30 protein-coding genes and 1 riboswitch are annotated in these 24356 nt (G+C 75.6%); of the genes, 14 read left to right on the top strand and 16 right to left on the bottom strand.

The window, feature by feature from the left end; translation table 11 throughout:
- Positions 1–2 precede the first annotated feature (2 nt).
- The gene (locus tag FHX36_RS17280) at positions 3–254 is read right to left on the bottom strand and encodes a DUF3253 domain-containing protein (RefSeq protein WP_110552336.1); all 252 of its coding nucleotides are present in this window, start codon (positions 252–254) and stop codon (positions 3–5) included.
- 102 nt (positions 255–356) lie between these two features.
- Between FHX36_RS17280 and FHX36_RS17275 the strand changes: the two genes are divergently transcribed.
- On the top strand, positions 357–839 hold the full coding sequence (locus FHX36_RS17275) for a hypothetical protein (protein WP_110552337.1): 483 nt from the start codon (positions 357–359) through the stop codon (positions 837–839).
- A gap of 12 nt (positions 840–851) precedes the next feature.
- Positions 852–1520 carry a pyridoxamine 5'-phosphate oxidase family protein gene (locus FHX36_RS17270; protein WP_220035940.1) on the top strand — a complete coding sequence of 223 codons (669 nt, stop codon included), beginning with the start codon at positions 852–854 and terminating at the stop codon, positions 1518–1520.
- Here the strand turns inward: FHX36_RS17270 and FHX36_RS17265 are convergent.
- From FHX36_RS17265 to FHX36_RS17255, 3 genes are all read right to left on the bottom strand, one after another.
- A complete protein-coding gene (locus FHX36_RS17265; protein WP_183513940.1) occupies positions 1466–2788 on the bottom strand; it encodes a serine hydrolase domain-containing protein in 1323 nt (440 codons plus the stop codon). The two genes, FHX36_RS17270 and FHX36_RS17265, sit on opposite strands and share 55 nt — an antisense overlap.
- A 9-nt stretch (positions 2789–2797) precedes the next feature.
- A complete protein-coding gene (locus tag FHX36_RS17260) occupies positions 2798–3145 on the bottom strand; it encodes a DUF3817 domain-containing protein (RefSeq protein ID WP_183513938.1) in 348 nt (115 codons plus the stop codon).
- A gap of 141 nt (positions 3146–3286) precedes the next feature.
- Positions 3287–4399, bottom strand: coding sequence for a C40 family peptidase (locus tag FHX36_RS17255; protein ID WP_110554160.1), 1113 nt, complete (start codon positions 4397–4399; stop codon positions 3287–3289).
- 16 nt (positions 4400–4415) lie between these two features.
- A riboswitch (cyclic di-AMP (ydaO/yuaA leader) is annotated at positions 4416–4584 on the bottom strand.
- 153 nt (positions 4585–4737) lie between these two features.
- On the opposite strand from FHX36_RS17255, the gene FHX36_RS17250 reads away from it, so the two are divergent.
- The 5 genes from FHX36_RS17250 to FHX36_RS17230 all read left to right on the top strand — a co-directional run bounded on the left by FHX36_RS17250 (position 4738) and on the right by FHX36_RS17230 (position 8412).
- Positions 4738–5277, top strand: a complete 540-nt coding sequence (locus tag FHX36_RS17250; protein WP_146251724.1) for a hypothetical protein — start codon at positions 4738–4740, stop codon at positions 5275–5277.
- Positions 5274–5744: a GNAT family N-acetyltransferase gene (locus FHX36_RS17245; RefSeq protein ID WP_110554162.1), complete on the top strand. Its 471-nt coding sequence runs from the start codon at positions 5274–5276 to the stop codon at positions 5742–5744. Before FHX36_RS17250 ends, FHX36_RS17245 begins: the two co-directional genes overlap by 4 nt.
- Positions 5741–7297, top strand: coding sequence for an FAD-dependent oxidoreductase (locus tag FHX36_RS17240; RefSeq protein ID WP_183513936.1), 1557 nt, complete (start codon positions 5741–5743; stop codon positions 7295–7297). The genes FHX36_RS17245 and FHX36_RS17240 overlap by 4 nt, the downstream gene beginning before the upstream one ends.
- Positions 7298–7366: 69 nt before the next feature.
- Positions 7367–7513, top strand: coding sequence for a hypothetical protein (locus FHX36_RS17235; RefSeq protein ID WP_181428950.1), 147 nt, complete (start codon positions 7367–7369; stop codon positions 7511–7513).
- Between the two features lie 56 nt (positions 7514–7569).
- Positions 7570–8412: a YhjD/YihY/BrkB family envelope integrity protein gene (locus tag FHX36_RS17230; protein WP_110554189.1), complete on the top strand. Its 843-nt coding sequence runs from the start codon at positions 7570–7572 to the stop codon at positions 8410–8412.
- Here FHX36_RS17230 and FHX36_RS17225 read toward each other — a convergent pair.
- Genes FHX36_RS17225 through FHX36_RS17215 form a run of 3 tightly spaced genes read right to left on the bottom strand, consistent with a single transcriptional unit; the run spans position 8405 to position 11510 of the window.
- Positions 8405–9256, bottom strand: coding sequence for a PPK2 family polyphosphate kinase (locus FHX36_RS17225; RefSeq protein WP_110554190.1), 852 nt, complete (start codon positions 9254–9256; stop codon positions 8405–8407). The two genes, FHX36_RS17230 and FHX36_RS17225, sit on opposite strands and share 8 nt — an antisense overlap.
- Positions 9257–9265: 9 nt before the next feature.
- The gene (locus FHX36_RS17220) at positions 9266–9442 is read right to left on the bottom strand and encodes a hypothetical protein (RefSeq protein WP_181428951.1); all 177 of its coding nucleotides are present in this window, start codon (positions 9440–9442) and stop codon (positions 9266–9268) included.
- Between the two features lie 10 nt (positions 9443–9452).
- Entirely contained in the window at positions 9453–11510 is a 2058-nt protein-coding gene (locus FHX36_RS17215; RefSeq protein ID WP_183513934.1) for a helicase domain-containing protein, read from the bottom strand.
- Between the two features lie 100 nt (positions 11511–11610).
- Between FHX36_RS17215 and FHX36_RS17210 the strand changes: the two genes are divergently transcribed.
- Positions 11611–12402, top strand: coding sequence for a YsnF/AvaK domain-containing protein (locus tag FHX36_RS17210; protein WP_181428745.1), 792 nt, complete (start codon positions 11611–11613; stop codon positions 12400–12402).
- Positions 12403–12430: 28 nt separating this feature from the next.
- Here the strand turns inward: FHX36_RS17210 and FHX36_RS17205 are convergent, their stop codons facing one another.
- Positions 12431–13111 carry an alpha/beta hydrolase gene (locus FHX36_RS17205; RefSeq protein ID WP_110552000.1) on the bottom strand — a complete coding sequence of 227 codons (681 nt, stop codon included), beginning with the start codon at positions 13109–13111 and terminating at the stop codon, positions 12431–12433.
- A gap of 134 nt (positions 13112–13245) precedes the next feature.
- Between FHX36_RS17205 and FHX36_RS17200 the strand changes: the two genes are divergently transcribed.
- The 3 genes from FHX36_RS17200 to FHX36_RS23635 are packed head-to-tail and all read left to right on the top strand — an operon-like array spanning position 13246 to position 14908.
- A complete protein-coding gene (locus FHX36_RS17200; protein ID WP_258372691.1) occupies positions 13246–13761 on the top strand; it encodes a SigE family RNA polymerase sigma factor in 516 nt (171 codons plus the stop codon).
- Positions 13758–14777, top strand: coding sequence for a hypothetical protein (locus tag FHX36_RS17195; RefSeq protein ID WP_110552002.1), 1020 nt, complete (start codon positions 13758–13760; stop codon positions 14775–14777). Before FHX36_RS17200 ends, FHX36_RS17195 begins: the two co-directional genes overlap by 4 nt.
- A complete protein-coding gene (locus FHX36_RS23635) occupies positions 14777–14908 on the top strand; it encodes a hypothetical protein (RefSeq protein WP_258372687.1) in 132 nt (43 codons plus the stop codon). The genes FHX36_RS17195 and FHX36_RS23635 overlap by 1 nt, the downstream gene beginning before the upstream one ends.
- A 4-nt stretch (positions 14909–14912) precedes the next feature.
- Here the strand turns inward: FHX36_RS23635 and FHX36_RS17190 are convergent, their stop codons facing one another.
- The 6 genes from FHX36_RS17190 to FHX36_RS17165 form a co-directional block, all read right to left on the bottom strand.
- Positions 14913–15545 (bottom strand): acVLRF1 family peptidyl-tRNA hydrolase, encoded by a 633-nt coding sequence (locus FHX36_RS17190; RefSeq protein ID WP_110552003.1) that lies wholly within the window; start codon positions 15543–15545, stop codon positions 14913–14915.
- Between the two features lie 153 nt (positions 15546–15698).
- Positions 15699–16115 (bottom strand): rhodanese-like domain-containing protein, encoded by a 417-nt coding sequence (locus tag FHX36_RS17185; protein ID WP_258372688.1) that lies wholly within the window; start codon positions 16113–16115, stop codon positions 15699–15701.
- A complete protein-coding gene (locus FHX36_RS17180; protein ID WP_220035920.1) occupies positions 16112–16657 on the bottom strand; it encodes a cysteine dioxygenase in 546 nt (181 codons plus the stop codon). The genes FHX36_RS17185 and FHX36_RS17180 overlap by 4 nt, the downstream gene beginning before the upstream one ends.
- Positions 16658–16926: 269 nt before the next feature.
- Positions 16927–18192 carry an alpha/beta fold hydrolase gene (locus tag FHX36_RS17175; protein WP_110552004.1) on the bottom strand — a complete coding sequence of 422 codons (1266 nt, stop codon included), beginning with the start codon at positions 18190–18192 and terminating at the stop codon, positions 16927–16929.
- 5 nt (positions 18193–18197) lie between these two features.
- Complete coding sequence (locus tag FHX36_RS17170) at positions 18198–19412, bottom strand: MFS transporter (RefSeq protein ID WP_110552005.1); 1215 nt, start codon at positions 19410–19412, stop codon at positions 18198–18200.
- Between the two features lie 191 nt (positions 19413–19603).
- Entirely contained in the window at positions 19604–21409 is a 1806-nt protein-coding gene (locus FHX36_RS17165; protein WP_258372689.1) for a phosphoenolpyruvate carboxykinase (GTP), read from the bottom strand.
- A gap of 198 nt (positions 21410–21607) precedes the next feature.
- Here FHX36_RS17165 and FHX36_RS17160 point away from each other — a divergent pair, with 198 nt between their 5' ends.
- Complete coding sequence (locus tag FHX36_RS17160; RefSeq protein WP_258372690.1) at positions 21608–22777, top strand: NADH:flavin oxidoreductase/NADH oxidase; 1170 nt, start codon at positions 21608–21610, stop codon at positions 22775–22777.
- Positions 22778–22853: 76 nt separating this feature from the next.
- Here the strand turns inward: FHX36_RS17160 and FHX36_RS17155 are convergent, their stop codons facing one another.
- Both FHX36_RS17155 and FHX36_RS17150 read right to left on the bottom strand, forming a co-directional pair.
- Entirely contained in the window at positions 22854–23354 is a 501-nt protein-coding gene (locus FHX36_RS17155) for an SRPBCC family protein (protein ID WP_110552008.1), read from the bottom strand.
- Entirely contained in the window at positions 23351–23680 is a 330-nt protein-coding gene (locus tag FHX36_RS17150) for an ArsR/SmtB family transcription factor (protein WP_110552009.1), read from the bottom strand. The genes FHX36_RS17155 and FHX36_RS17150 overlap by 4 nt, the downstream gene beginning before the upstream one ends.
- 81 nt (positions 23681–23761) lie before the next feature.
- On the opposite strand from FHX36_RS17150, the gene FHX36_RS17145 reads away from it, so the two are divergent.
- Both FHX36_RS17145 and FHX36_RS17140 read left to right on the top strand, forming a co-directional pair.
- A complete protein-coding gene (locus tag FHX36_RS17145; RefSeq protein WP_110552010.1) occupies positions 23762–23998 on the top strand; it encodes a hypothetical protein in 237 nt (78 codons plus the stop codon).
- 77 nt (positions 23999–24075) lie between these two features.
- Positions 24076–24318 (top strand): acyl carrier protein, encoded by a 243-nt coding sequence (locus FHX36_RS17140; RefSeq protein WP_110552011.1) that lies wholly within the window; start codon positions 24076–24078, stop codon positions 24316–24318.
- The last annotated feature ends 38 nt before the right edge of the window (positions 24319–24356 follow it).

Below are 24356 nucleotides of genomic sequence, written 5' to 3'. Positions count from 1 at the left end.
GCTCAGCGGCGCCGGCGGATCCGCACCGGCCCGCGGGCGGTGGCCACGTCGACGACCTCGCCGCGCTGGGTGACCTCGACCCCGCCGGCCGCCGCCAGCCGGCCCGCCGCCTCGCGGGCGGCCGGCATCAGCTCCCGCCAGCCCTCGGGGTCGACGGCTCGGGCAGCCTCCGAGGGGCAGATCGTCGCGCCGTCCCGGCGCTGGTCCAGCAGCGCGTCGATGGTCCGCTCCAGCGCGGTGCCGACGTCGTCCACGCCCCCAGCGTCCCCCACGGCGCGGCCGGGCGCCCAGGTGACGGACCGTTCCGGGTCCGCACACCGTTTGCCGGGGCGCGGCGCCCGGGTAGCCCGGCGCGCATGGCGAGGAACTCGATCAGCACGCTCGGCTGGGTCCTGCGTGGCGCCGCTGCCGGGGCCGCGGGCACCACGGCGCTCAACGCCGTCACCTACCTGGACATGGCCGGCCGCGGCCGAGCGAGCAGCTCCACGCCCGAGCAGACGGTGGAGGCGCTCGCCGGGAAGGCGCACGTGCAGATCCCCGGCGACGGCGAGACGCGGCAGAACCGGGTGCAGGGCCTGGGCCCGCTCACCGGCATCGCCGCCGGGCTGGGCATCGGCGTGCTCGCCGGGCTCGCCCGGGCCGCCGGGTTCCGCACGTCGCCGCTGGTCGGCACCGCGCTGACCACGGCCGGTGTGCTGGTCGGGACGAACGGGCCCATGACGGCGCTGGGCATCACCGACCCGCGCACCTGGTCGGCCACCGACTGGGTCAGCGACGTCGTGCCGCACCTGGCCTACGCCGCCGTCGTCCGGACGACGTTGGACGCCTTCGACCGCTGACACACTGCGCTGGTGGACGAGATCACCACCGAGGCGCAGCTGCGCGAGGTCATCGGCGAGCCGCTCCCCCGGGTCGCCACCAAGGACCGGCCGCGCCTGGACGACATCGACCGGCAGTGGCTGGCCGCCTCGCCGTTCTGCCTGGTGGCCACGTCGCACGGCGACGGGAGCTGTGACGTCTCACCCAAGGGCGACCCGCCCGGGTTCACCGTGGTGCTCGACGACCGGACGATCGCGCTGCCCGAGCGGGCCGGCAACCGCCGCGCCGACGGCTTCCGCAACATCCTGACCAACCCGCACGTCGGGCTCGTCTACCTGCTGCCCGGCCGCGACGACACCTTCCGGGTGCAGGGCCGGGCCCGGCTGGTGCGCGACGCCGACCTGCTGGACCGGATGGTCGTCGAGGGCTCCCGGCCGCTGCTGGCGATGGTGGTCGAGATCGAGTCGGTCTTCTACCACTGCGCCAAGGCGTTCATGCGGTCCCGGCTGTGGGACGCCGGCACCTGGACGCCGGACGCGGCGCCGTCCCGCCCGCGGATCGCGCAGCGGCAGGAGCGGCCGGACGAGCCCCTCGAGGAGCTCGAGCGGTACTACGGCGAGCAGTACGCCGCCGGGCTGTACCCGGCTCAGGCCCAGCCGCGCTCGTCGACCCCGCCCGGCACCGGGGCCTCGGGGTCGTAGGGCGTGCGGGTGAACACGAAGGTGGCCAGGTCCAGGTGGTCCGGCGCGATCCGCAGCGTCTCGCCCGCGTAGTAGCCGTCCAACCCGACCCAGGTGCCGTCCTCCCGCGGGGCGAACCGGCTGGCCCGCCCGCCGCGCCCCGGCAGCGGCCCGAGGTGCAGCAGCCCGCCGGCCTGCGCGCGCAGCACGTGCGGCGCCGGGCCCCAGAACCAGACGCCGAGCACGTCCAGCGGGACCGGCGGCGGGGACGGCGTCCAGGCCTCGACCACCCGGGGCTCGGCGGCCCGCAGGTCGGCGAGCAGCCCGGGCAGCAGCGGGTCCAGCCCGCTGGTGGTGTTGGCGAGCAGCACCGCGCCGGCCTGCTCGGACCGGTCGACGAAGACGCCGGCGAGGAACCCGGGCATCGAGCCGCCGTGCCCCACGAGCACCTGCCCGTCGACGCGGAGCACCTGCAGCCCGAGCCCGTAGGCCGACCAGCCGGGGGCCGAGGAGTCGACGCCGGCCGGCACGGCCATCTCCTCCAGCGTCGCGGGGGACAGCACGTCGCCGGTGTCGCCGAGCAGGAACGAGCCGAACCGGCCCAGGTCGGCCAGGGTCGCCCAGAGCTGGCCGGCGGCGGCCATCACGCCGGCGTCGTGCTCGGGCTCGGGCAGCACGACGTCGGCCCACGGGTGCACCGCCGAGCCCTGCGCGGCGCGGCCGGTGGGCCGCGGGTCGGTGCGGGTCATCCCGAGCGGGGCGAGCACCTCGTCGCGGACGACGTCGGTCCACGGGACCCCGCGGTGCCGGGCCACCAGCTCGCCGAGCAGTCCGAAGCCGAGGTTGGAGTAGTGGAAGCGGCGCGCGGCGCCCAGCACCACGTCGTCGCCGGTGAGCCGCAGCTCCTCCAGCGACCCGCCGGGCACCCGCTCCCACCAGCCGCCGGGGCTCTCCGAGGTGGCGCCGGCGAGGTGCGACAGCAGCTGGCCGACGGTGCGGTCGCCGAGCGGGGTGCCCGGGACGTGCTCCTCGAGCGGGTCGTCGAGGCCCAGCCGGCCCTCGTCGCGCAGCCGCATCACCGCGACGGCGGTGACCGTCTTGCTGATCGAACCGAGCCGGTACTGGACGTCGGTGTGCGGCTCGGCCACGTCCCCGCGCCCGGCGGACCAGGCCAGCCCGCCGTCGCGGACGACGCCGGCGACCAGGCTGGGCGCGCGCCCGTCGCGCTGCACCCGCGCGGTGCGGGCGAGCAGCGTGCGCGCGGTGGAGGGCAGCACCGGTTCGGCCATGCGCGGAGGCTAGCCAGCCGCGGCGGGTGCGGTCGCGCCGACCGGGAGCCGGCCGGTGCGCTGGGCCCACCGCTCGAACCAGACGGTGCACAGCGGCGGCACCGAGGCGGCGAGCGCGAGGAACGCGGTGCCGAGGGACCAACCGAGCACCCGCCAGGCGACGAGCGCGACGACGACGTAGGCGACGAACACCGCCCCGTGCACCGGACCGGCCACCTGCACGCCGACCTCGGTGGTCTTCAGCACCCACTTGACGAACATCCCGGCCAGCAGGAGCACCCAGGACACCGCCTCGGCGATCGCGACGACGCGGAACACCCGGGCGACGGTGCGCGAGTCGGTCAGGGCGGCGGGCATGGCGCTCCTCGGTCAGGCGTCCGGCGGGGTGGGTCCATGGTGCCGGGCCGGCCTGTGTGAGCTGGCTCGCGCCCCGGGCAGCACCGTGCCCCGGTCACCAGGGGCGACCGGGGCACCGTGCGACGTGCGACGTGCTGGGTCTTACCCGACGCGGCGCATCGCGGTGATCGAGCCCATGTAGTCGATGTCGACGACCTTGACCACGTCACCGGAGGTCGGGGCGTGCACCATCTGGCCGTTGCCGATGTAGATGCCGACGTGGCTGACCGGGCTGTAGAAGGCGAGGATGTCGCCCGGCTGCAGCTGGTCGCGGGAGACGGCCTGACCGGCGGCGGCCTGCGACCGGCTCGAGTGCGGCAGCGAGACGCCGGCGGCGGCGTAGGCGTACTGCACGAGGCCGGAGCAGTCGAAGCTGTTCGGACCGGCTGCCGCCCAGACGTAGGGCTTGCCGATCTGCGCCATCGCCGTGCTGACCGCGGTGGCGGCGGCGCCGCTGCCGGCCACGACCGGAGCCGCGGCGGCCGGGGCGGGGGCGGAGCCGGCGGCCTGCGGGCGGTCGGCCCGCGAGGCGGCCGGGGTCGACCGCTCGGTGGCCTGGGCGGCCTCGGCGGCGTGCGCGGCTGCGGCGGCGGCCAGGGCCGCCTCCTTCTCCTGCGCCGAGAGCCGGTCGTACTGCGCCTGGTACTCCGCGATCTGGGAGTTCAGGTCGGCCTGCTGCGCGGTGACCTGGTCGACGAGGGCCTGGGCGTCGGCGGTCGACCGGGCCGCGGCGGCCTCGGCCGCCTCGGCGTCCTCGGTCGCCTGCTGCGCCGCGGCGAGCAGCTCGTTGTTGTGGTCGGCGATGGTGCCGAGGGTGCCGACCCGGTCGAGCAGCTCGTCGGCGGAGTCGCTGCTCAGCATCGCCTGCAGGGTGCTCAGGCTGTCGCCGGTGTAGGCGCTGCGCGCCACCTCGACGACCTGGCCGCGGGCGGTGGCGACGGTGGCCTTGGCGGTCTCGGCCTGCTGGCCGGCCTCCTCGGCGGCGGTCTGCGCGTCGGCCAACTGGACGCGGGCGTCGTTGAAGCGCTCGGTCACGACCTCGAGCTCGTGGGCGCGCTCGGCGACGAGCGCGGCGGCCTCCTGCGAGGTGGTGGGCTGGTCCGGCGCGGCAGCGGCCGGCAGCGGAGCCAGGACGACGCCGCCGGCGACGGCGAGCGTGAGGAGGGCCCGACGGCCGGTGCGGCCACGACGGGCAGAGCGGTGCGAACTCGCCATGTTCGGCGGGTGTGTCCTTTCTTCCACCTGCCGCCTACCGAGTTAGCTGACGGGTTCGGGTGGGAAGACACCCGGCGGCGCGCCCCCCTGGGAGGGTCTGCTGCTTCACCCCAGTGCTGCGGTGGGTCCCCGGTCCACGGCCCGCGGTGACGCTGCGGGGCGGTGTGGTTCGGCGGCGGTCCTGACGGTCGTCACCCGGGTGGGTGGCTGCGTTGCCCGTCCGGACCGTCGCCCACCGTAGGTGGGGTAGCTGGAGATGACAAACGGCTCGGTGGGATTTGTGCAGAAACTCCTGGCGTGTGCTCCGACACGCTCACGCGGCGTGACAGGCTCGCCGGGTGCGTGGCCTGGCGCGGCGGGAGTTCTGCCTCGTGCTGCTGCGCCGGATGGCCGACACGCGACCTGACCTGGTCGCGGACGCGCTGCCCAGGCTGGGTGCCGACCGCGCCGAGGCCCATGCCGCCCACACTCGTTGGCAAGCACTCCACCACGCACAGCGAGCGCCGCGCGGGGTCGATCTGCGCACCGCGGTGCTCGGCCCGCCGGAAGAACGTGAGGACCGTCGCTTCGGCGACCTGGACCTCGAGGTCCGGCGGTGGCCGCTGCCGCTGTGGCCGCACCTGTGGTGGGAGGTGCTCTCCGACCCCGCGGGGCCGGTGCTGCACGAGCAGCTGGTCCGCGCCCCGGGCTCACCGGTGCCGCCTGCGGGTGCCGGGCTCCGGGTGTGGGAGCACGTCGTCGAGGACGTCTCCGCGCTGGACGGGGCGGTCGACGTCGACCCCGGTGTGGTGACCCGCTGGGAGGTCCACCTCCCCGACGGCACCCGTGCCTGCTTCGTCTGGGGGTTGCTGCAGCAGGTGCACCCCGCCCCTGGATGATCGGGCGTGTGCCGCACCTCACCACCGCCGCGTGGGACGACCCCGCCGTCCAGGAGCTGACCGCCGCCCAGCAGGCCGAGGTGCGCCTCCGCTACGACGGCGCCGGCGAGCCCGGCGTGCCGCCCTCCGCCGCGGACGTCGCGGTGGTGCTCGTGGCCCGGGACGACGACGGCACGCCGATCGGCTGCGGTGCGCTGCGCCCCCTCGGCGGCAGCGAGGCGGAGGTGAAGCGGATGTACGTCGTCCCGGCCGCGCGCGGCCGCGGCGTCTCCCGCCTGCTGCTGGCCGGTCTGGAGGCCGAGGCGCTGCGCCGGGGGTGGACGACGGTGCGGCTGGAGACCGGGGTGCGGCAGCCGGAGGCGGTCGCGCTCTACACGTCGGCGGGCTACCGGCCGGTCGAGGCCTTCGGGCACTACGTCGGCGCCGACGACCCGTACGCGGTCTTCTTCGCCCGGGAGCTGGCGTGACCGCCGCCCGGTACGACGCCGTGGTCGTCGGCGGCGGCCACAACGGCCTGACCGCGGCGGCCTACCTGGCCCGCGCCGGCTGGTCGGTGCTGGTGCTGGAGCGGCGCGACGTGCTCGGTGGCGCGGCGGTCAGCCAGCAGGTGTTCCCGGGGGTCGACGTCCGGCTGTCCGCGTACTCCTACCTGGTCAGCCTGCTGCCCGACCGGATCGTCGGCGACCTGGCCCTGCCGGTGCGGCTGCTGGACCGGTCGGTCGCCTCGGCCACCCCGCTGGTGCGCGACGGCCGGCACCGCACGCTGCTGGTGGAACGGGACGAGGGGCCGGCCACCGCCGCGTCGTTCCGCGAGCTCACCGGCTCCGACGCCGAGCTGGCCGGGTGGCAGCGGTTCTACGGCCGGCTGGCCACCCTCGCCGAGGACCTGGCCCCGACGCTGACCGAGCCGCTGCCCAGCGCGGCGCAGCTGGCGGCCCGGCTGCGCGACCCGGGTATCTGGCACGACCTGCGCGAGCGCCCGCTGGCCGACGTGGTCGCCGACCACCTGGCCGACGACGAGGTGCGCGGCATCGCGCTCACCGACGGCCTGATCGGCACGTTCGCCGACGTGCACGCCGCCGACGGGCTGGCCGGCCGCTGCTTCCTGTACCACCTCGTCGGCAACGGGACCGGCCGCTGGCGGGTGCCGGTGGGCGGCATGGGATCGGTGAGCGGGGCGCTCGCCACCGCTGCCCGGGCGGCCGGCGCGGAGCTGGTCACCGGCGCCACGGTCACCCGCATCGAGACCCGGGCCGACGGCGTCACGGTGCACTGGACCGACGCCGAGGGCACCGCGGCCGCCGCGGACGGCGGGTACGCGGTGAGCGGGGCGGCGCCCGCGGTGCTCGACGAGCTGGTCGGGGCAGCGCCGGGCGCCCGGCCGTCGGGGTCGCAGCTGAAGGTCAACATGGTGCTGCGCCGGCTCCCGGGGCTGCGCTCGGGCGCCGACCCGCGCCAGGTGTTCAGCGGCACGGTGCACGTCGACGAGGGCGCTGCCCGGATCGACGCCGCGTACGCCCAGGCGGCCGCCGGGCAGCTGCCCGACGTCGTCCCGTTCGAGGTGTACTGCCACTCGCTCACCGACCCGTCGATCGTCGGCGGCACCGGGCTGCACACCCTGACCCTCTTCGGGCTGCACACCCCCGCCGAGCTGTACGCCGCCGACCCGGTGGGCACCCGGGAGGAGGCGGTGCGCCGGGTGGTCGCCCAGCTCGACGAGCACCTGACCGAGCCGCTGGCCGACTGCCTGGCCCGGGACGCCGAGGGCCGGCCGTGCCTGCAGGCGTCCTCACCGCTGGACGTCGAGGCCTCGCTGGCCATGCCGGGCGGGCACATCTTCCACGGCGACCTCTCCTGGCCGGTGGCCCGCACCGACGGCGAGGCCGGCACCTGGGGCGTCGCGACGGCGCACCCGCGGGTGGTCGCCGCCTCCTCCGGCGGGACGGTGCGCGGCGGTGCCGTCAGCGGGCTGGGCGGGTTCGCCGCGGCCCAGCACCTCCTCGGCCTCGGCGAGGCGTGAGCACGACTGGAGTGGGCACGACCTGATCGTGCACCCGGCGGACGGGTGCCGCCCGACCCTGGAGGCCCCATGAGCACGCCGTCCGACGACGACCGCGAGGCCCGCGCGCAGCGGCAGCTGCCCCGCAACCGGTTCCGGGTCGTGGTGATCGCCGTCTTCGTGCTGGTCCTGGTGCTGGTCTTCGGCTACATGCTGCTGGTCAGCGCGCTGGGCTGAGCGCGCTGTCGGCGATCCGCCGCGCGCGACCGGCCCGCACCTGGTCACATGACCGGGTGCAGGTGGCGAGGGAGGCGCGTGGCCTGCTGGCGACGATCCGGGAGCGGTTGCGTGGCCGGGACACCGCGCTGATCGCCGCCGGGCTCACCTTCTACGCCGGGATCGCCGTCGTCCCGGCCCTGGTGCTGGCCCTGGGGCTGACCAGCTGGCTCACCAGCCCGGCCACGGTCCGCGAGCTCACCGGGCGGCTGGCCGACGTGCTGCCGGCCGAGCTCGGCGCCCCCGACGCGCTGGAGCGGCTCGCCGAGGCCGGCACCGGGCTGAGCCCGCTGGGCGCGGTGCTCACCCTGCTGCCGATCTCGCTCTACGGGGAGGGCCTCCGCCGGGCGCTGCTGCGGTTCAGCCCGGCCTCCGACCGGTTCACCGCCTGGCGGGGGAGGCTGCTGTCGCTGCCGCTGCTGCTGGTCGCGCCCCTGCTGCTCTACCCGCTGCTGCTGGTCGGGCGGCTGCTCGCCGAGCTGGCCGAGCGGCCGGGCGTGGGTGCGGCGATCGGCGGGTTCGCCGCCGGCTACTACTCGGTTCTCCTCGGGCTCACCGTGCCGCTGATCTGGGTGTTCCGGGTGGTCGCGGCCGGCCGGTTGCGCTGGCGGGCGGTGCTGGCCGGTGCGCTGTTCACCGCGGCGTCGCTGTCGGGGTTCCTGCAGGGGTTCGTGCTGTTCCTGTCCCTGCCGCTCGAGCTGGGGGCCCCGTTCGGCGGGCTCACCGTGGTCGGCGGGGTGGTCGCCGTCGGGTTCTGGCTGTTCCTGCTGCACCTGGTGCTGCTCGCCGGCTGGCTGTGCACCGAGGCGCTGGACGCGCGGCTGCGCCGGGGCGACCCCGCACCGGCACCGGTCAGCTGATCGGGTGCTCCTCGATGAGCCGGTCGCGCTGCTCGGCGACGTCGTAGGTCGGCTCCGGGAGCCGCGGGTCCAGGTCGGTGAGCGTCTCCAGCAGCAGCCGGCCGACGGCCCAGTTCCGGTACCACTTGCGGTCGGCCGGGACGGCGTACCAGGGCGCGGTGTCCCTGTCGGTGCGCTCCAGGACCGTCTCGTAGGCGCGCCTGTAGGCCGGCCACAGCTCGCGCTCGTCGATGTCGCCGGGGTTGAACTTCCACCGCTTGGCCGAGTCGTCCAGCCGGGCCAGCAGCCGCTCCTTCTGCTCCCACGGCGACAGGTGCAGGAAGCACTTCACGATCGTGACGCCCTCGTCGGCCAGCTGCTGCTCGAAGCGGACGATCTCCCGGTACCGGCGCTCGATCACCTGCGGGGTCGCGAGCTCACGGACCCGGCCGATGAGCACGTCCTCGTAGTGCGACCGGTCGAAGACGCCGATCAGGCCCGGGCCGGGCACGGCCCGCCGCACCCGCCACAGGAACGAGTGCCGCAGCTCCTCGGGCGTGGGCTTCTTGAAGGCGGTGTACTGCACGCCCTGCGGCTGCACGGAGCCGACGACGTGCCGGACGACGCCGCCCTTGCCGCTGGTGTCCATGCCCTGCAGCACCAGCAGCACCCGGCGCCGACCACCGGTGACGCCCTCGGCGTAGAGCCGCTCCTGCAGCTCGGCCAGCCGCTGCCCCTCCGCGATCATCACCTCGCGGGTGCGCTCCTTCTGGCCGGGCGCCATCGGGGTGGCGCGGGGGTCCAGCTCGGAGAGCTTCACCGGCGCCGCCGGGGTGCGCAGCAGGTCACGCAGGGAGTCCGCCATGACGGGAGCCTAGGGACCGGCTCGGGCGGCGGTCGACGGCACGTCCGGGAGGACCCGCATCGCGAGCAGGGCGACCACGACCAGGGCGGCGAACGCAGCACCCCGGCCCGGCGCAGCCACCCGGCCGCGCAGCACCGCCGCAGCCCCGGGGACCAGCGTCGCGTTCACCCGGGCCGGTGCGCGCACGGCTCCCCCGTCACCCGGCGAGCAGTTCGGGCAGCTCGCCGCGGTGCAGCACCACCAGGCTGCTGACCGCCCGGGTGAGCACGACGTAGAGCCGGTGCAGCCCGCGCGGCTCCGCGGCGACGATCTCGGCCGGCTCGACGACGACCACGTGGTCGAACTCCAGCCCCTTGGCCAGCGTCGCGGGCACCACCGAGACCCGGGTCGGCTCGGACCCGTCGTCGGCCAGCGCGGCGACGTCCAGCCCGGCGTCGGTGAGCAGCGCGACGACGTCGGCCACTGCGGCGTCGGCGCAGACCACCCCGGTCGAGCCCTCGGTCGCCGCCAGCTCCCGCACCACCTCGGCCAGCGGCTCGGCGAGCACCGCCACCGGCCGCAGCTGCAGCGAGCCGGGCTCCCGGCGCACCGCGGTGGCCGCGGGCAGCCCGGGCGCGATCAGCGGGAGCAGCCGGTTGGCGAAGTCGAGCACCTCACCGGGCACCCGGTAGCCGCGGGTGAGCGGGCGCACGGTGGTGCCCGGGCGCCCCAGGCCGGTGAGGGTCTGCGCCCAGTCCGCCGCCGACCACGGGCTGGTGGCCTGCGCGAGGTCGCCCAGCACGGTGAGCGACCCGGCGGCCAGCCGGCGGGCGACGGCCCGGCACTGCATCGGGGAGAGGTCCTGCGCCTCGTCGACGACCACGTGCCCGTAGCCGGGGGTGCGCTCGAGCATCCCGGCGACCTCGTCGACCAGCACCGCGTCGGCCGGCGTCCAGGGGGCGGCGCGCACCGAGCGCGGCGGCACCGGCCAGCTCAGCAGCGCCTGCTCCTCCTCGGTGAGCACCCCGCGGGCGGCCCGGGCCAGCAGCGCGGGATCGGAGAACAGCGCGCAGACCAGCCCCGCGGCGTCCACGGCGGGCCACACCGCGTCGCAGAAGGCGCGCACCTCCGCGCTCCGGGCGGTCCGGCGGGTCTCGGCGTCGGTCGGGCTCCCGCCGCCGGCCTCCTTGAGCCGCCGGGCGTACTCGGCCAGGCTCATCGCCAGCCGCTCCCGTCCCGCGGCGTAGTGCACCAGCTGCTGGTCGTCGACCCCGCTGGTGCCGGCCCGGCGGAGGTCGTCGACGAAGCGCTTGAGCCGCTCCACGCTGATCCGGTACTTCCGCCCCGAGAGCGCGACCTGGACCGAGTCCTCGGGCTTGCGGATCCCGCCCCACAGCGCCCGGCGCAGCACCTCGGCCATCCGCGCGTCGCCCTTGAGCACCGCGACCGCGGGGTCGTCGTCGGCCCGCACCGGCACCCGCGCGGTCAGGTCGGCGACGGTGGCCTGGTCGACCTCCACCTCGCCCAGCGCGGGCAGCACCTGCTCGATGTAGCGCAGGAACGCCCGGTTCGGGCCGACCACCAGCACGCCGGTGCGCGCCAGCTGCCCGCCGTGCGTGTAGAGCAGGTAGGCCGCCCGGTGCAGCCCGACCGCCGTCTTCCCGGTGCCCGGGGCGCCCTGCACGCAGATCGACTCGGTCAGCGGGGCGCGGACGATGTCGTCCTGGTCGGGCTGGATGGTCGCCACGATGTCGCGCATCGGGCCGCTGCGGGGCCGCTCGATCTCCTGCCGCAGCAGCTCGCCGGCGCCGCCGTCGTCCTCGCCCTCGGCGAGGCGCTCGTCCTCGTAGCTGGTCAGCTCGCCGGCCGCGAAGCCGAACCTGCGGCGACGCGCCAGACCCTGCGGGTCCGCGGCGCTGGCCTGGTAGAACGGCCGGCTCATCGGTGCCCGCCAGTCGATGACGACCGGGTCGCCGGCGGCGTCGCGGACGTGCCGGCGGCCGATGTGGAAGGTCTCGGCACCGGCGTCGGGCGCGGTGTCGGTGCGCCCGAAGAACGCCGGCACGCCGGGGTCGTGCGCCAGCGCGGCCAGCCGTTCGGCGCGGGCGGCACCCAGCCGCTCGGAGGCCCAGGCGTCGACGCCGGCGTCGGTGACCGCCACGGCGGCGGTGCGCATCTGGGTGAGGCAGTCGGCCGCACGCGCCAGGTGGGCGCGCTCGGCGGCGAGGACGGGATCGGGGGTGGTGGTCTCGGGTGCTGCAGCAGGGGGAGACACGGTCGGAGGACGCTACGCGTGACCGTGTTCCGGCTCAACCGAGTTCTCCCGGGCGGCCGTCCCGATGTGTAGACCGGCCGGTTCCGGATCATCCACAGGCATGGCCAGTGACTCAGCTCTGCCCCCGGTCATCGGGGCGATCGCCGACGACCGCGACGGGAACGCCCTCGGCACGGTCACCACCGTCTTCCTCGACGACGTGACCGAGCAGCCCACCTGGGTCGGCCTGACCGACGGGTTGCACGCCTCCTCGGACGACGTCCCGGTGATCGCGCCGATCGCCGACGCCGACTACGCCGACGGCCGGCTGCGGCTGGGCGTCCCGGCCGAGGCGGTCCGCGCGGCGCCCCGGGTGTCCCAGGCCGACCGGCTGAGCCCCGACGAGGAGGCCCGCCTGCTGGCGCACTACCGCGGCACCCCGGCCGTCGGGGCACCCCAGCGGACGACGACGCTGCCGCCCGTGCCGCCGGCGAACGGGCCGACCGTCGGGACGGCGGCGGACTCGGCGATGACCCGCACGGAGGAGCGGCTGGCGGTCAGCACGGTCGTGGAGCCCTGGACCCGGGCGGTGCTGCGGATCGAGGAGGTCACCGAGGAGGTCCTGGTTCCGGTGACCATCACCCGGCAGCAGGCCCGGATCGAGTACCTGCCGCTCAGCACGACCGACTCCGCGCGCACGGCCGGTGAGACCGCCGAGCCGGGCGTCCAGCGGGCCACCAGCACCTCGGGGTGGGTGACCCTCTACGCCGAGGAGCCGTCGGTGACGCTGGAGCGACGGCCGGTCGAGCGGGTGCGGCTGGCCACCGGCTGGGCCACCGAGGAGACCACCGTGACCCAGGAGCTGCGCAAGGAGCAGGTGGAGCTGACCACCACCACGACCCCGCACCTCTGAGGCGACCGGCCGCCGGTGCCGGGACGGCTCACCCGGGACCGGCGGCCAGCCACCAGCCCAGGGCGGTGGTGACCAGGTCGGGGGTGATCACGTGACCCCCGGTGAACTCCTCGTAGGTCACGTCGTAGCCGTCGGTGCGCAGCTCACCGGCGACCCGCCGTCCGCAGCGGTCGACCGGCAGCACCCGGTCCTCGGTGCCGTGACCGATCCAGAACCGCGGCCGGCCGTACCGTCCCGGCGCGGCCACGAACCCCGGTGAGAAGGCGAGCACGGCCTCGGCCAGGTCGCCGTTGGCGACGCCGAGCGACAGCGCGTAGGACGCGCCGTCGGAGAAGCCGCCCAGGGCGACCCGCTGCACCGGGAGCCGGTCGAACACCCAGCTCAGCGCCGCGTCCAGCGCGGCAACGTCGCGGCCCAGCCCGCCGGCGACGAGGTCCCAGGTCGCGGCCGCCGAGCCCGTCGCCAGCACCGCCACCCCGCGGGCGGTGGCCAGGTCGGCGACGGCCCCCAGCGCGTCGGCCGCCGTCCCACCGGCGCCGTGGAAGAAGACCAGCAGTGCCCGCACCTCCCCCGCCGGGACGGCCAGGAGCACGTCGGCACCCGGCCCGAGGTCCAGCGCCGAGGTGCCCGGCGGTGGTGGTGGGCCGGCCGGGGCCGGTACGGGACGGGCGTCGAGGCGGCCGTCCGCCGCGCGGGAGGGAGCTGGCACGCCTCTCCCCTACCCGCGTCGCGCGGTCGTGCACGGCGGCGCCGTTGCCGAAACGTGATCGTCCGCTGTCGGTGATCGGCCGGTCCCGCCGCGTCTCCTGGGTGGGAGCACAGGGAGGAGGCCCGTTGAGCACCGTGGACGACCAGTTCACCGACTTCGTGGTCGCGCACGAGCGGCAGCTGCTGCGCACCGCGTACCTGCTGGCCGGCGACCACGGGCACGCCGAGGACCTCGTGCAGACGGCGCTGGCCAAGGCGCACCGGCACTGGGCGCGGGTGCAGCAGGCGGACTCGCCGCTGGCCTACGTCCGCCGGGTGCTGGTCACCTCGCACGTCAGCTGGCGCCGCCGGCTGATGACCTCGGAGCAGGTGATCGAGACGCTCCCGGAGCGCCCCGGCGACGACCCGCAGCTCGCCCACGCGATCGGCGACGAGCTCCGCGAGGCGCTGCGGACGCTGTCGCCCCGGGTCCGCGCCGTGCTGGTGCTCCGGTTCTACGAGGACCTCACCGAGGCCGAGACCGCCCGGGTGCTGGGCTGCTCGGCCAGCACCGTCAACACCCACGCCACCCGCGGGCTCGCCACCCTGCGCGCCCAGCTGCGGCCGGCGACCCCCACCCCCGCAGACCTCACCCACCGGAGGCCGTCGTGACCGACCTGGACCGCGACATCCGCACCGCGTTCGACCAGCTCGCCGACCGGGCCGCCGGCCCGCGCGGCCCGGAGACCGCAGAGCGCGCCATCGCGCTCGGCCGACGGCAGCGCCGCCGGACCGCGGGCTGGGCGGCAGCCGCCCTCACCGCGGTGGTCCTGGGCGTGACCGTGCCGCAGGTGCTGCCCGCCAGCGGTGACCCCGGCCAGACGGCGGCGCCGTCGACGGCTGGGCCGGTGGGCCTGTACGCCGCCCCGACCCGGGGCTCGCTGGCCGGCGACGAGGAGTTCGTGGCCGGCGTCCGGGCCCTCGAGTGGTCGGGCCCGCTGGGGGTCAACGGCGCGGACCTGCACCCGGCGGAGGACACCAGGCGGGTGCTCTTCGCCGGCGACGTCCCCGGTGGTCAGCGCTGGGCGGTGGTGATGGGCAAGGTCGGCGCCCAGCACGCCTGGGCCTGGTACGTCGGCCCGGCCGGCGCTGCAGCGGAGGACCTGGAGCTGGCGGCGCCGCCCGCCCGCGGCGGCACCGACACGCCGATCGCCCTGCTCGACGACCGGAGCGCCACCGGCCCGCTGCTGGTGCTCAGCCGGCCCGGGGACGAGGCGGAGTACTCCGCCAGCCTGGACCGGGACGCGGCCGGCGTGCTCACCCGCACCTTCACGGCGCTCCCGGTCGTGGACGGCGTGCCGCTGGGGGAGGTGACCACCCCGATCGTCTTCGGCGCGGGCGAGCTGCACGTTCTCCGGGACGGCGTGCGGGTCGACCAGGCGGTCCCCACGACGCCCTTCACCGAGGAGCCCGTCCCCGCGCCGCAGCAGCAGACCGGCGACCCCGCCCGGTTCGCCGAGCTGATGGCGGGCTGCCTGGAGCCGCTGGGCTTCCAGGTCCGGATCGGGCCGGACGGCACCTCCTCGGAGATCCTCAGCGGCCCCTACGGCACGGGCCCGCTGAGCTCCGCCGAGGACGCCGAGACCGAGGCGCTGATCACCCGGTGCCGCGACCAGCTGGGCTACTGATGTCCCCCGCCGAGCCGGCTCCCCCGGCCCGCCCCGAGCCCGCGTCGGTGGTCGCCGCCCGCCAGCTGGCGCAGGAGGCCCGGGACCGGCCGGCCGCCGTTGCCCGCGCGCGGCGGACCCACCGGCGCTGAACCGTCAGCCCCGGTCGCCGGGCTCGACGATGTGCACCCGCACCGCGCGGAACTGGGCCGGGGTCTCCAGCAGCACCGCCTTGGTCGGCTCCCCGACGTCCAGCGGGCCGAGCCGGGGCAGCGCGTCCAGCGCCCGCAGCCGGGGGTCGGCGAGCACCTCGGCGACCAGACCCCTGTCCCCGCCGGTGGCCAGCGCCTCCGTCCCGGCCACGTGCGGCAGCAGCACCCGGGCCGCGGTGTCGGCCGCGTGGGTGACGACGGCGTCGGTCTGGTTGCCGCGCCGCCGGGCGAACCGCTGCTGGGACCAGCCTCCGGCGGCGGTGCGGCCCTGCACCTGCCGCGCGTCGACCTTGGAGACGACGAGCTGCGGGCCGTCGAAGACCCCGACCGCCCAGCGGCCGCGGCGCACCAGCAGCACCGCCGTCCGGTGCGGTGCCTTCACCGCAGCACCGAGGGTGGTCAGCGGGGCCGGCCCCGGCGTCCAGCCGTAGGGCGCGGTCAGCACGACCGCCGTGGAGTCCGCGCACCGCACGTGCACCGCGCCGCCGTCGTCCACGTGCACGTCGGTGAACTCGCCGTGCCGCTGCGCCACGCCGTCCAGCCAGCGGGCCAGCCGCTCGGGCGCGACGCCCAGCACCCGGCCACCGCCGGCGGCCGGCTGGCCACCCTTCAGGGACCCGCGCCGAGCGTGCGAGGCACGGGGGGAAGAGTGGTCCTCTGACATCCCGACAGGGTCGCACCCGGCCCGGCCGCCGTCCCTCCGTCGGACGACGACCGGGCCGGGTGCGGGCTACCGGGGCAGCTCGGCGGGCAGCCCGACGGCCACCCAGGCGACGAAGCCGCCCACCACGTCGGTCGCCCGGTGCAGGCCCAGCGAGCGGAGCGCGTCGGCGGCGAGGCTGGAGGTGTAGCCCTCGGAGCAGAGCACGATCACCTCGACGTCGTAGCCGGTCGCCTCGGGCAGCCGGTGGTCGCTGGCCGGGTCGAAGCGCCACTCCAGCACGTTGCGCTCGACGACCAGGGCGCCGGGCACGGAGCCCTCGAGCGCCCGCTGCGCGGCGGGCCGGATGTCGACCAGCACCGCGCCGTCGGCCACCCGGGTGGCGGCCTCCAGCGGGCCGATCCGCTGCAGCCGCGACCGGGCGTCGGCGAGCAGCTCGTCGACGGTGCGGGCGCCGGCCGGGCGGGCGGGGCTCAGCGTGCTCACCAGTCCACCCCCGCCTTCTCCGTGCCGGTGCGCACGAGCGCGCCGTGCTCGACCCGGTAGGTGTTCATCCAGCGCAGCGCCGGGGCGTAGACGTGCAGGCTCACCGCGGGCTCGGTGAGCGAGTTGGTCACCTGGTGCACGTAGTGCGGCCCGAAGTACCGCACCCGCCCGGCGGCCAGGTCGGTGGTGCTCTGGTGCGCGGCCGCCCGGGGGCGAGCGGCCACCACGCGCTCGGTGAGCGTGCCGCGGGCCACCGCGAAGGCGCCGGCGGAGCTGCCGTGGTCGTGCAGGTCGGTGCCCTGGCCGGGCAGCCAGGACAGCAGCCACACCTGGGCGCCGGCCAGCTCGGCGTGCAGCGACGGGTCGAGCACGGCGGCGGCGTCGGCCGGGTCGACCAGGTGGGTCCAGCGGCTCTCGTCGCGGTACTCGACGAGGGGTGCCCACAGGTCGGTCGCCAGGGTCAGGGCGACGGCCAGGGCGGCCGCCCCGCTGGGCCGGCGGGCGGGGGCACCGGGCAGGACGGGTTCAGCGATCAGGGTCACGGGGGTTCCTCGGTGCAGGGCGCAGCTCTCCCCGGGAGGGGGGCGCGCGAGGTGTGTCGGTCGGGAGGGGGTCAGCGCGCCGGACAGAGCGCGCTGGCGACCCGGAGCAGGTCGACCGCGCAGCGGCGGTGCAGCTCCAGCGAGTAGGACACGCCAGGGATCAGACCAGCCGCCGCATTGTTCGTCAAGTCCATCAGGTTGATGCACTTTATGGCCTTCCTGCAGGGGCCCACTGCGAACGTGCGAGCGGTGGGGGGCAGGAGGGTCCTTCAGCAGCGGGTGCGCCAGCCGAGCAGCCGGTCGAGGACGTCGCCGGTGCGCAGCCCGTCGTGCTCGTGCTCGTTGGTCACCCAGACCCGCAGGTTGCCCACCGCGTCGGCGGTCTCCAGCGAGAGCCCGGCGTCGACGTACATGTCGTCGAAGTAGACCGCCGCGTCGACCGGCACCTCGTTGGCCGCCAGCACGGCGCGGTCGTAGAGCGGGGGGTACGACCCGACCTCGGCCAGGGCCCGCGCGGCGGGACCGAAGGGCCGCAGCGACCGGATCTCGTCGAACATCCAGGGGTAGACCATCTCGCCGGTGAACGGCAGCGGCCGCCGCCCCGGGTCGAACCCCGCGCCCCGCTCGGCCTCGGCCGCCCACGACGTCGCGCCCGGCCCGCTGGCGTAGATGCTCTCGTGCAGCACGGCGTAGAGGGGGTTCTCCGTGTAGGAGGTGCGCTGGGCGACGCTCTCCAGGAAGGGCTCGGCGAGCTGGTCGGTGCCCTCCTCGAAGGCCTCCTCGAACAGCCAGTGCAGCTGCTCCAGCCCGGTCTTCGTGCCCAGGCCGTGCCCGAGCGTCTGCAGCCGGCGGACCGTCAGCCGGTCGCCGTCGGGCAACCGGACGTCGGTCGCGGCCAGGACGTCGGCGACCGCGGCCACCCGGGCGACGTCGTCCGGGAAGCGCTCGTAGAACCGCCGGGTCCGCGCCGCCACCCGCGGGTAGGTGCGGCGGTACAGCTCCCGCGCGTCCGGGCGCAGGCTCGCCAGCCCGCCGGTGACCAGGCAGCGCGCCAGCCCCTGCGGCGCCTGCGAGAGGTAGGTGAGGGTGACGAACCCGCCGTAGCTCTGCCCCAGCGTCGTCCACGGCCGGCCGCCGTACAGCGTCGTCCGGACGTGCTCGGCGTCGGCGACGATCGAGTCGGCGCGGAAGGCGAGCAGGTGCTCGGCCGCCGCGCGCGGGTCGTCGAAGGCGCTGATCCGGCGGGCGGTCACCCGCGAGCTGCGCCCGGTGCCGCGCTGGTCCAGCAGCACCACCCGGAACTCCTGCAGCGCCCGGGCGATCCAGTCACCACCGCCGACCGGGCGCGGCGACCTCCCACCAGGGCCGCCCTGCAGGAAGCAGAGCACCGGCAGGTCGTCGTCCCGCCGGTCCGGGTGCACGAGCTCCCGGGCGAAGACCTGGATCTCCTCGCCGCCGTCGGCGCCCCAGTGCAGCGGCACGGGCAGCGCGTGCTCGCGCACCACCATGCCGGGGACCTCGTACTGCACGGCCATGCCGGTCAGTGCGCCAGGGCGGCGGTCGGGGCGTGCTCGGCGGGGACGTGCAGCCGCCGCTGGCCGAGCGCGACGACGACCGTCGCGGCGGCGGCGGAGACGGTGGCCACCACGAAGCTGGCGTTGGCGCCGGCGTGGTCGACGATCTTGCCGGCCACCGACGCCCCGACCGCGACGCCCAGCGCCAGCGAGGTGCCGATCCAGGTGAACGCCTCGGTGACCGTCGACCGGGGCACCAGCACCTCGGCCAGGGTGAACGCGCTGATCAGCGAGGGGGAGACGGCCACCCCGGCGAGCACCACCAGGGGCAGCATCAGCCAGTAGCTCTCCACCAGCATCAGCGGCACGGTCAGCACCGTCAGCACCGTGAGCACGCAGACCAGCCGGTGCCGCAGCCGCACCCGCCAGTGCACGGTGCCCCAGCCGATCCCGGCGGCCATCGAGCCCGCCGCCAGCCCGGCGATCAGCAGCCCGCTCAGCGACCGGGCGCCGGCCTCGTCGGCGAAGGCGACCAGGGCGATCTCCAGGGTGCCCAGGATGGCGCCGACCGCGGCCCCGACGACGAAGAGCACCCGCAGCCCCGGCACCCGCATCGCCGAGGGCCCGCGCCGGTGCTCGTGCGCCACGGGGGGAGGCTCGGTGCGGCACTGCGCGGCGAACAGCAGCGTGCCGACCGCGGCCAGGGTGAACGCCGTGACCACGCCGGAGGTGGTGTGCCCGGTGGTGGACAGGAAGGTGACCAGCACCGGGCCGACGATGAAGACGAACTCGTCGACCACCGACTCCATCGCCAGCGCGGTCGGCAGCCGGGGTGTGCCGCGCAGCAGGTGGGTCCAGCGCACCCGGATCATCGAGGCGACCGGCGGCAGGCTGGCCCCGGTGGCCCCGGCGGAGAGGAAGACGGTCCACAGCGGCCAGTCCTCGCGCACCGAGGTGAGGAAGACGAAGCCGGAGACGACGAAGACGGCGAGCACCGACAGCAGCACCCGGCGCTGGGCGTGGGCGTCGGCCAGCCGCCCGATCACCGGGCCGGAGACCGCCGAGGCGACCGCGCCGACCGCCGCCACCGCGCCGCCCAGGCCGTAGGACCCGGTGTAGTCCTGCACCAGCAGCACGCTGCCCAGCCCGATCATCGACAGCGGCAGCCGGCCGATGAACGCCGCCAGCACCATCGGCAGGGCGTGCGGGGTCCGCAGCACGTGCAGATAGGGGTTGGGCACGGGCGGACAGGCCTCCGTCACGGGAAGAGAGGTGCCTCGGCCACGCTAACCGACCGGGCTGGGACCCGCGGGCCGAGCACCCGAGGTGCCCCGACAGCACGAGGTCCCGCCCTCCGACCACGCTGTCGGGAGGCGGGACCTCGTCATCGGGACCGGTCCGGCGGCGACGCTGCCGCCGGCTGGACCCAGTCCTAGGAGAGGCGGCTCTTGAGGATCTCCAGCTCGTCCCACATGGTGCTGGGCAGCTTGTCGCCGAACTTCTCGAACCACTCGGTGATCTGCGGGACCTCGGCCTGCCACTCGGCCCTGTCCACGCGAAGCGCCTGCTCGACCTGGTCGCGGGTCATGCCCAGACCGGAGACGTCGAGGGAGTCCGGCGTCGGGACGTGCCCGACCGGGGTCTCCTCGGCGGCGGCGGTGCCCTCGAGGCGCTCGACGACCCACTTGAGCACCCGGCTGTTCTCGCCGAAGCCCGGCCACAGGAAGCCGCCGTCCTCGTCGCGCCGGAACCAGTTCACGTAGAAGATCCGCGGCAGCTTCGTCGAGTCGTGCGCCTTGCCGGTCTCGACCCAGTGCTTGAAGTAGTCACCGGCGTTGTAGCCGATGAACGGCAGCATGGCGAACGGGTCGCGGCGGACGACGCCGACCGCGCCGGTGGCCGCGGCGGTCGTCTCCGAGGAGAGCGTGGCGCCCATGAACACGCCGTGGTTCCAGTCACGCGCCTCGCTGACCAGCGGGATCGTGGTCTTCCGGCGGCCGCCGAAGAGGATGGCCGAGATCGGCACGCCCTTCGGGTCGGTGTACTCCGGCGCGAGGATCGGGCACTGGGTGATCGGGGTGCAGAACCGGCTGTTCGGGTGGCTGGAGGGCTCGTCGCTGCCCGGCGTCCAGTCCTCGCCCTTCCAGCTGGTCAGGTGCGCCGGCGGCTCGTCGGTCATGCCCTCCCACCAGATGTCGCCGTCGTCGGTGAGCGCGACGTTGGTGAACACCGAGTTGCCCTGGTCGATGGTGCGCATCGCGTTGGGGTTGGTGTCCCAGCCGGTGCCCGGCGCGACGCCGAACAGGCCGTACTCGGGGTTGAGCGCGTAGAGCCGACCGTCCTCGCCGAAGCGCATCCAGGCGATGTCGTCGCCGAGGGTCTCGACCTTCCAGCCGGGGATGGTCGGCTCGAGCATCGCCAGGTTCGTCTTGCCGCAGGCGCTGGGGAACGCGGCGGCGACGTAGTAGGTCTTCTGCTGCGGGCTGGTCAGCTTGAGGATCAGCATGTGCTCGGCGAGCCAGCCCTCGTCGCGGGCCATCACCGAGGCGATCCGGAGCGAGTAGCACTTCTTGCCCAGCAGGGCGTTGCCGCCGTACCCCGAGCCGTAGGACCAGATGGCCCGGTCCTCCGGGAAGTGCACGATGTACTTGGTGTCGCTGCACGGCCACGGGACGTCGGTCTGGCCGGGCTCGAGCGGGGCGCCGAGGGAGTGCATGGCCGGCACGAACGGCCGGTCGGTGCCCATCGCCTCGAGGATCTGGCTGCCGATGCGGGCCATCACGCGCATCGAGACCACGACGTACTCGGAGTCGGTCAGCTCGACGCCGAACATCGGGTTCTCGGCCTCGACCGGGCCCATGCAGAACGGGATGACGTACATCGTCCGGCCGCGCATGCACCCCCGGTACAGCTCGGTCATGATCGCCTTCATCTCGCCCGGGTCCATCCAGTTGTTGGTGGGTCCGGCGTCGGCCTCGTCGACCGAGCAGATGAAGGTGCGGTCCTCGACGCGGGCGACGTCGCTGGGGTCGGAGGCGCAGTGGAAGGAGTTGGGCTTCTTCTCCAGCCGGGTGAAGGTGCCGGCGTCCACGAGCTTCGTGGTCAGCCGCTCCCACTCGGCGTCGGTGCCGTCGACCCAGACCACCTGGTCGGGCATGGTCAGCTCGGCCATCTCCTGCACCCAGGCGAGGAGTCGGGCGTGCGTGGTGGGGGCGTTCTCGAGACCAGGGATGGCCACGGAAGTCACGGCGTCTCCTCCTCTGCGTGCGGCAGTGCGGGGTGCGACACCGGCACTGGCGCTGACTGGCAAGGCCCGCCCCGGCCGCGTCGTTGAGGCCGGGGGGATCGCGTCAGACTACTCGTATAGGACGTCTACCTGCAGTGTGACGTACGTCCCTCGGGGATGCCGGGGGCCGCTGCGGTCGTTGCCCGGGGCGTGACCGAGCCCCAGCTGCTGCAGCCCCTGACCCTGCGTGGGGTCACCCTCCCCAACCGCCTGGTCGTCGCACCGATGTGCCAGTACTCCGTGACCGACGGGGTGGTCGGCGACTACCACCTGGTGCACCTGGGCCGGTACGCCCTGGGCGGCTTCGGGCTGGTCATGGTCGAGGCCACCGGGGTCACCGCCGACGGCCGGATCAGCCCGGCGGACGTCGGCCTGTGGGACGACGCGCAGGTGCCCGGGCTCGCCCGGGTCGCCGCCTTCCTGACCGAGCACGGCAGCGTCCCGGCGATCCAGCTGGCCCACGCCGGCGGCAAGGCGAGCACGCTGCGCCCCTGGGACGGCCACGGCCCGGTGACCGCGGAGAACGCCCGCCCCGGCGACGAGCCCTGGACGACGGTCTCCCCCAGCGGCGTGCCGATGGGCGAGGGCTGGCCGGCCCCGCACCCGCTGACCGTCGAGGAGATGGCCGGCGTCCGCGAGGCCTTCGTGGCCGCCGCCCGGCGCTCCCTGGCCGCGGGCTTCCGGGTCGTCGAGGTGCACGCCGCCCACGGCTACCTGCTCAACCAGTTCCTCTCCCCGCTGACCAACCTGCGCACCGACACCTACGGCGGGTCGCTGGAGAACCGGATGCGCTTCCCGCTCGAGGTGGTCGAGGCGGTGCGCGCCGCCTGGCCCGCGGAGCTGCCGCTGGTCGTGCGGGTGTCCGCCGTCGACGCCCAGCGCGACGGGACGACGCTGGAGGAGACGATCGCGTTCACCCGGGAGCTGAAGGCGCTCGGCGTCGACGCGATCGACGTCTCCGGCGGCGGCATCGGCGCCGGCTGGGAGCACCCGATCGGCTACGGCTACCAGGTGCCCTTCGCCGCGGCGATCAGGGAGCAGGCCGGAATCCCGACCATGGCGGTCGGCCTGGTCGTCGACGCGCAGCAGGCCGAGGCGGTCGTCGCCACCGGCCAGGCCGACCTGGTCGCGGTGGCCCGCGAGGCGCAGGACGACCCGAACTTCGCCCTGCACGCGGCCCGCGAGCTCACCGGCGGCTCCTACGACACCTACCCGGTGCAGGCCGGCCCGCGGCTGGCCGCCCGCGACCGGCTGCTGCACCGGCTCGGCCCGTGGACCGGCCCGGACCCGGTGCGCACCGTGGACTCCGCCCGCGCCTGAACGAGGACCCCGACCCCCTCCCCCTCGCAGGCTCGGGGCGAGCCTCTGGTCGGGGCCCGGGAGGCGGGCGGCGGGCTCAGCCCGGCTGCCGGCCGTAGGCGGGGCCGAGCTCGGCGTAGAACGCGTCCCAGTGGCCCGGGGGCGTGCCGCCGGAGACCTCGGCGGCGAACTTGTCCAGGTACCAGTGCCAGCCCAGCACGTAGTCGGTGACCTCCGTGCCCGCGGCGAAGAGCTGGGTGAACAGCAGCACGGTGCGGCCGTCCTCCTCGGTCAGGTCCAGCTGGACCCGCCAGCCCTCCTCGGTGTCCCACTCGACCACCAGCCGCCGGGGGGCGTCGCACTCGACGATCCGCATCGGCTCGCCGACCGGCTGCTCCTCGTGGGTCATGGTGAAGGTGCCCGAGCCGCCGACCCGGCGCTCGCCCTCGTAGCTGCCGATCCAGCGGAGCAGCCGGTCGGGCTCGGTGAGCGCGGCCCACACGTCCTCGACCGGGTCCGGCCAGCTGCGGCGGAACTGCAGCCGCACGCCGTCGGCCACCTCGGTGACCTCGCCCAGCCGCTCGTCCGGTGCGGTCATCGACCGTCCTCCTGTGCTCGGGCCCGCCGTCCGCGGGCGATCTCGGTGTCCAGCGCGTCCAGCCGCTGCGCCCACAGCCGCCGGTAGGGGGTCAGCCAGGCGTCGATCTCCGACAGCGGCCGGGGGTCCAGCGCGTACACGCGGCGCTGCCCCTCGGCCCGGACGCGCACCAACCCGGCCTCGCGGAGCACCCGCAGGTGCCGGCTGATCGCCGGGCGGGTGACCGCGAAGTGCCCGGCCAGCTCGCCGGCGCCCTGCTCACCGGTGGCGAGCAGGGCCACGATCTCCCGCCGGGTCGGGTCGGCCAGCGCCGCGAGGGCCTCCATGCCGTCATGTGTAACAGACAGCTTACGTAAGCGTCCAGTTACGCACGTTCGGACGGCGCACGACCGGGGCACGGTCGACCCATGACCGTCACCGATCCCGACGTCCCGGACCCGCTCAACGACCCGCGCACCCTGCAGGCAGACCCCGGCGCGCTCGGCCAGGGCGAGGACCTCGCGTCCACCGAGGACGACCCGACCAGCACCGGCGAGGACGAGCTGGCGTCGTCCCGGACCGAGGCCGACGAGGCCGGAGGCGGGGACGTCACGGGGGGCGCGGCCGGCGCGGTCGGCGAGGCGCCGACGGCCGACCGGACCTGAGCCGGACCGGTCCGTTTCACGCCCCCGCAGGCGGGAATGAGGCGTGGGTCACACCCGTTCCCGTGGAGGAGGCACCCATGGCCACCGGCGAGACCGGCTTCGCCGACGTCACCTTCGACCTGATCTCGGTCCAGTACCACTCGCTCAAGGCCGGGCACGACTACGGCCAGTACGTCCGGGACGCCGAGAACGCGGGCCTGGACGACGTCGCCTCGTTCTTCCGCGAGGTGATGCAGCAGGACAGCGACCGCGCCCAGCGCTGCCACGAGATGCTCCGGCAGCTCGCCGGCACCGAGCACGGCGGCCCGGCGACCAGCTGAGCCCGGCCAGGAACCCGGCTGCGCCGGGCCGGGTGCGT

The organism is Modestobacter versicolor (assembly GCF_014195485.1).
Taxonomy (GTDB): domain Bacteria; phylum Actinomycetota; class Actinomycetes; order Mycobacteriales; family Geodermatophilaceae; genus Modestobacter; species Modestobacter versicolor.
Note: the sequence above shows the minus strand (reverse complement) of the source record. Positions and strands in the feature narration are given on the sequence as shown.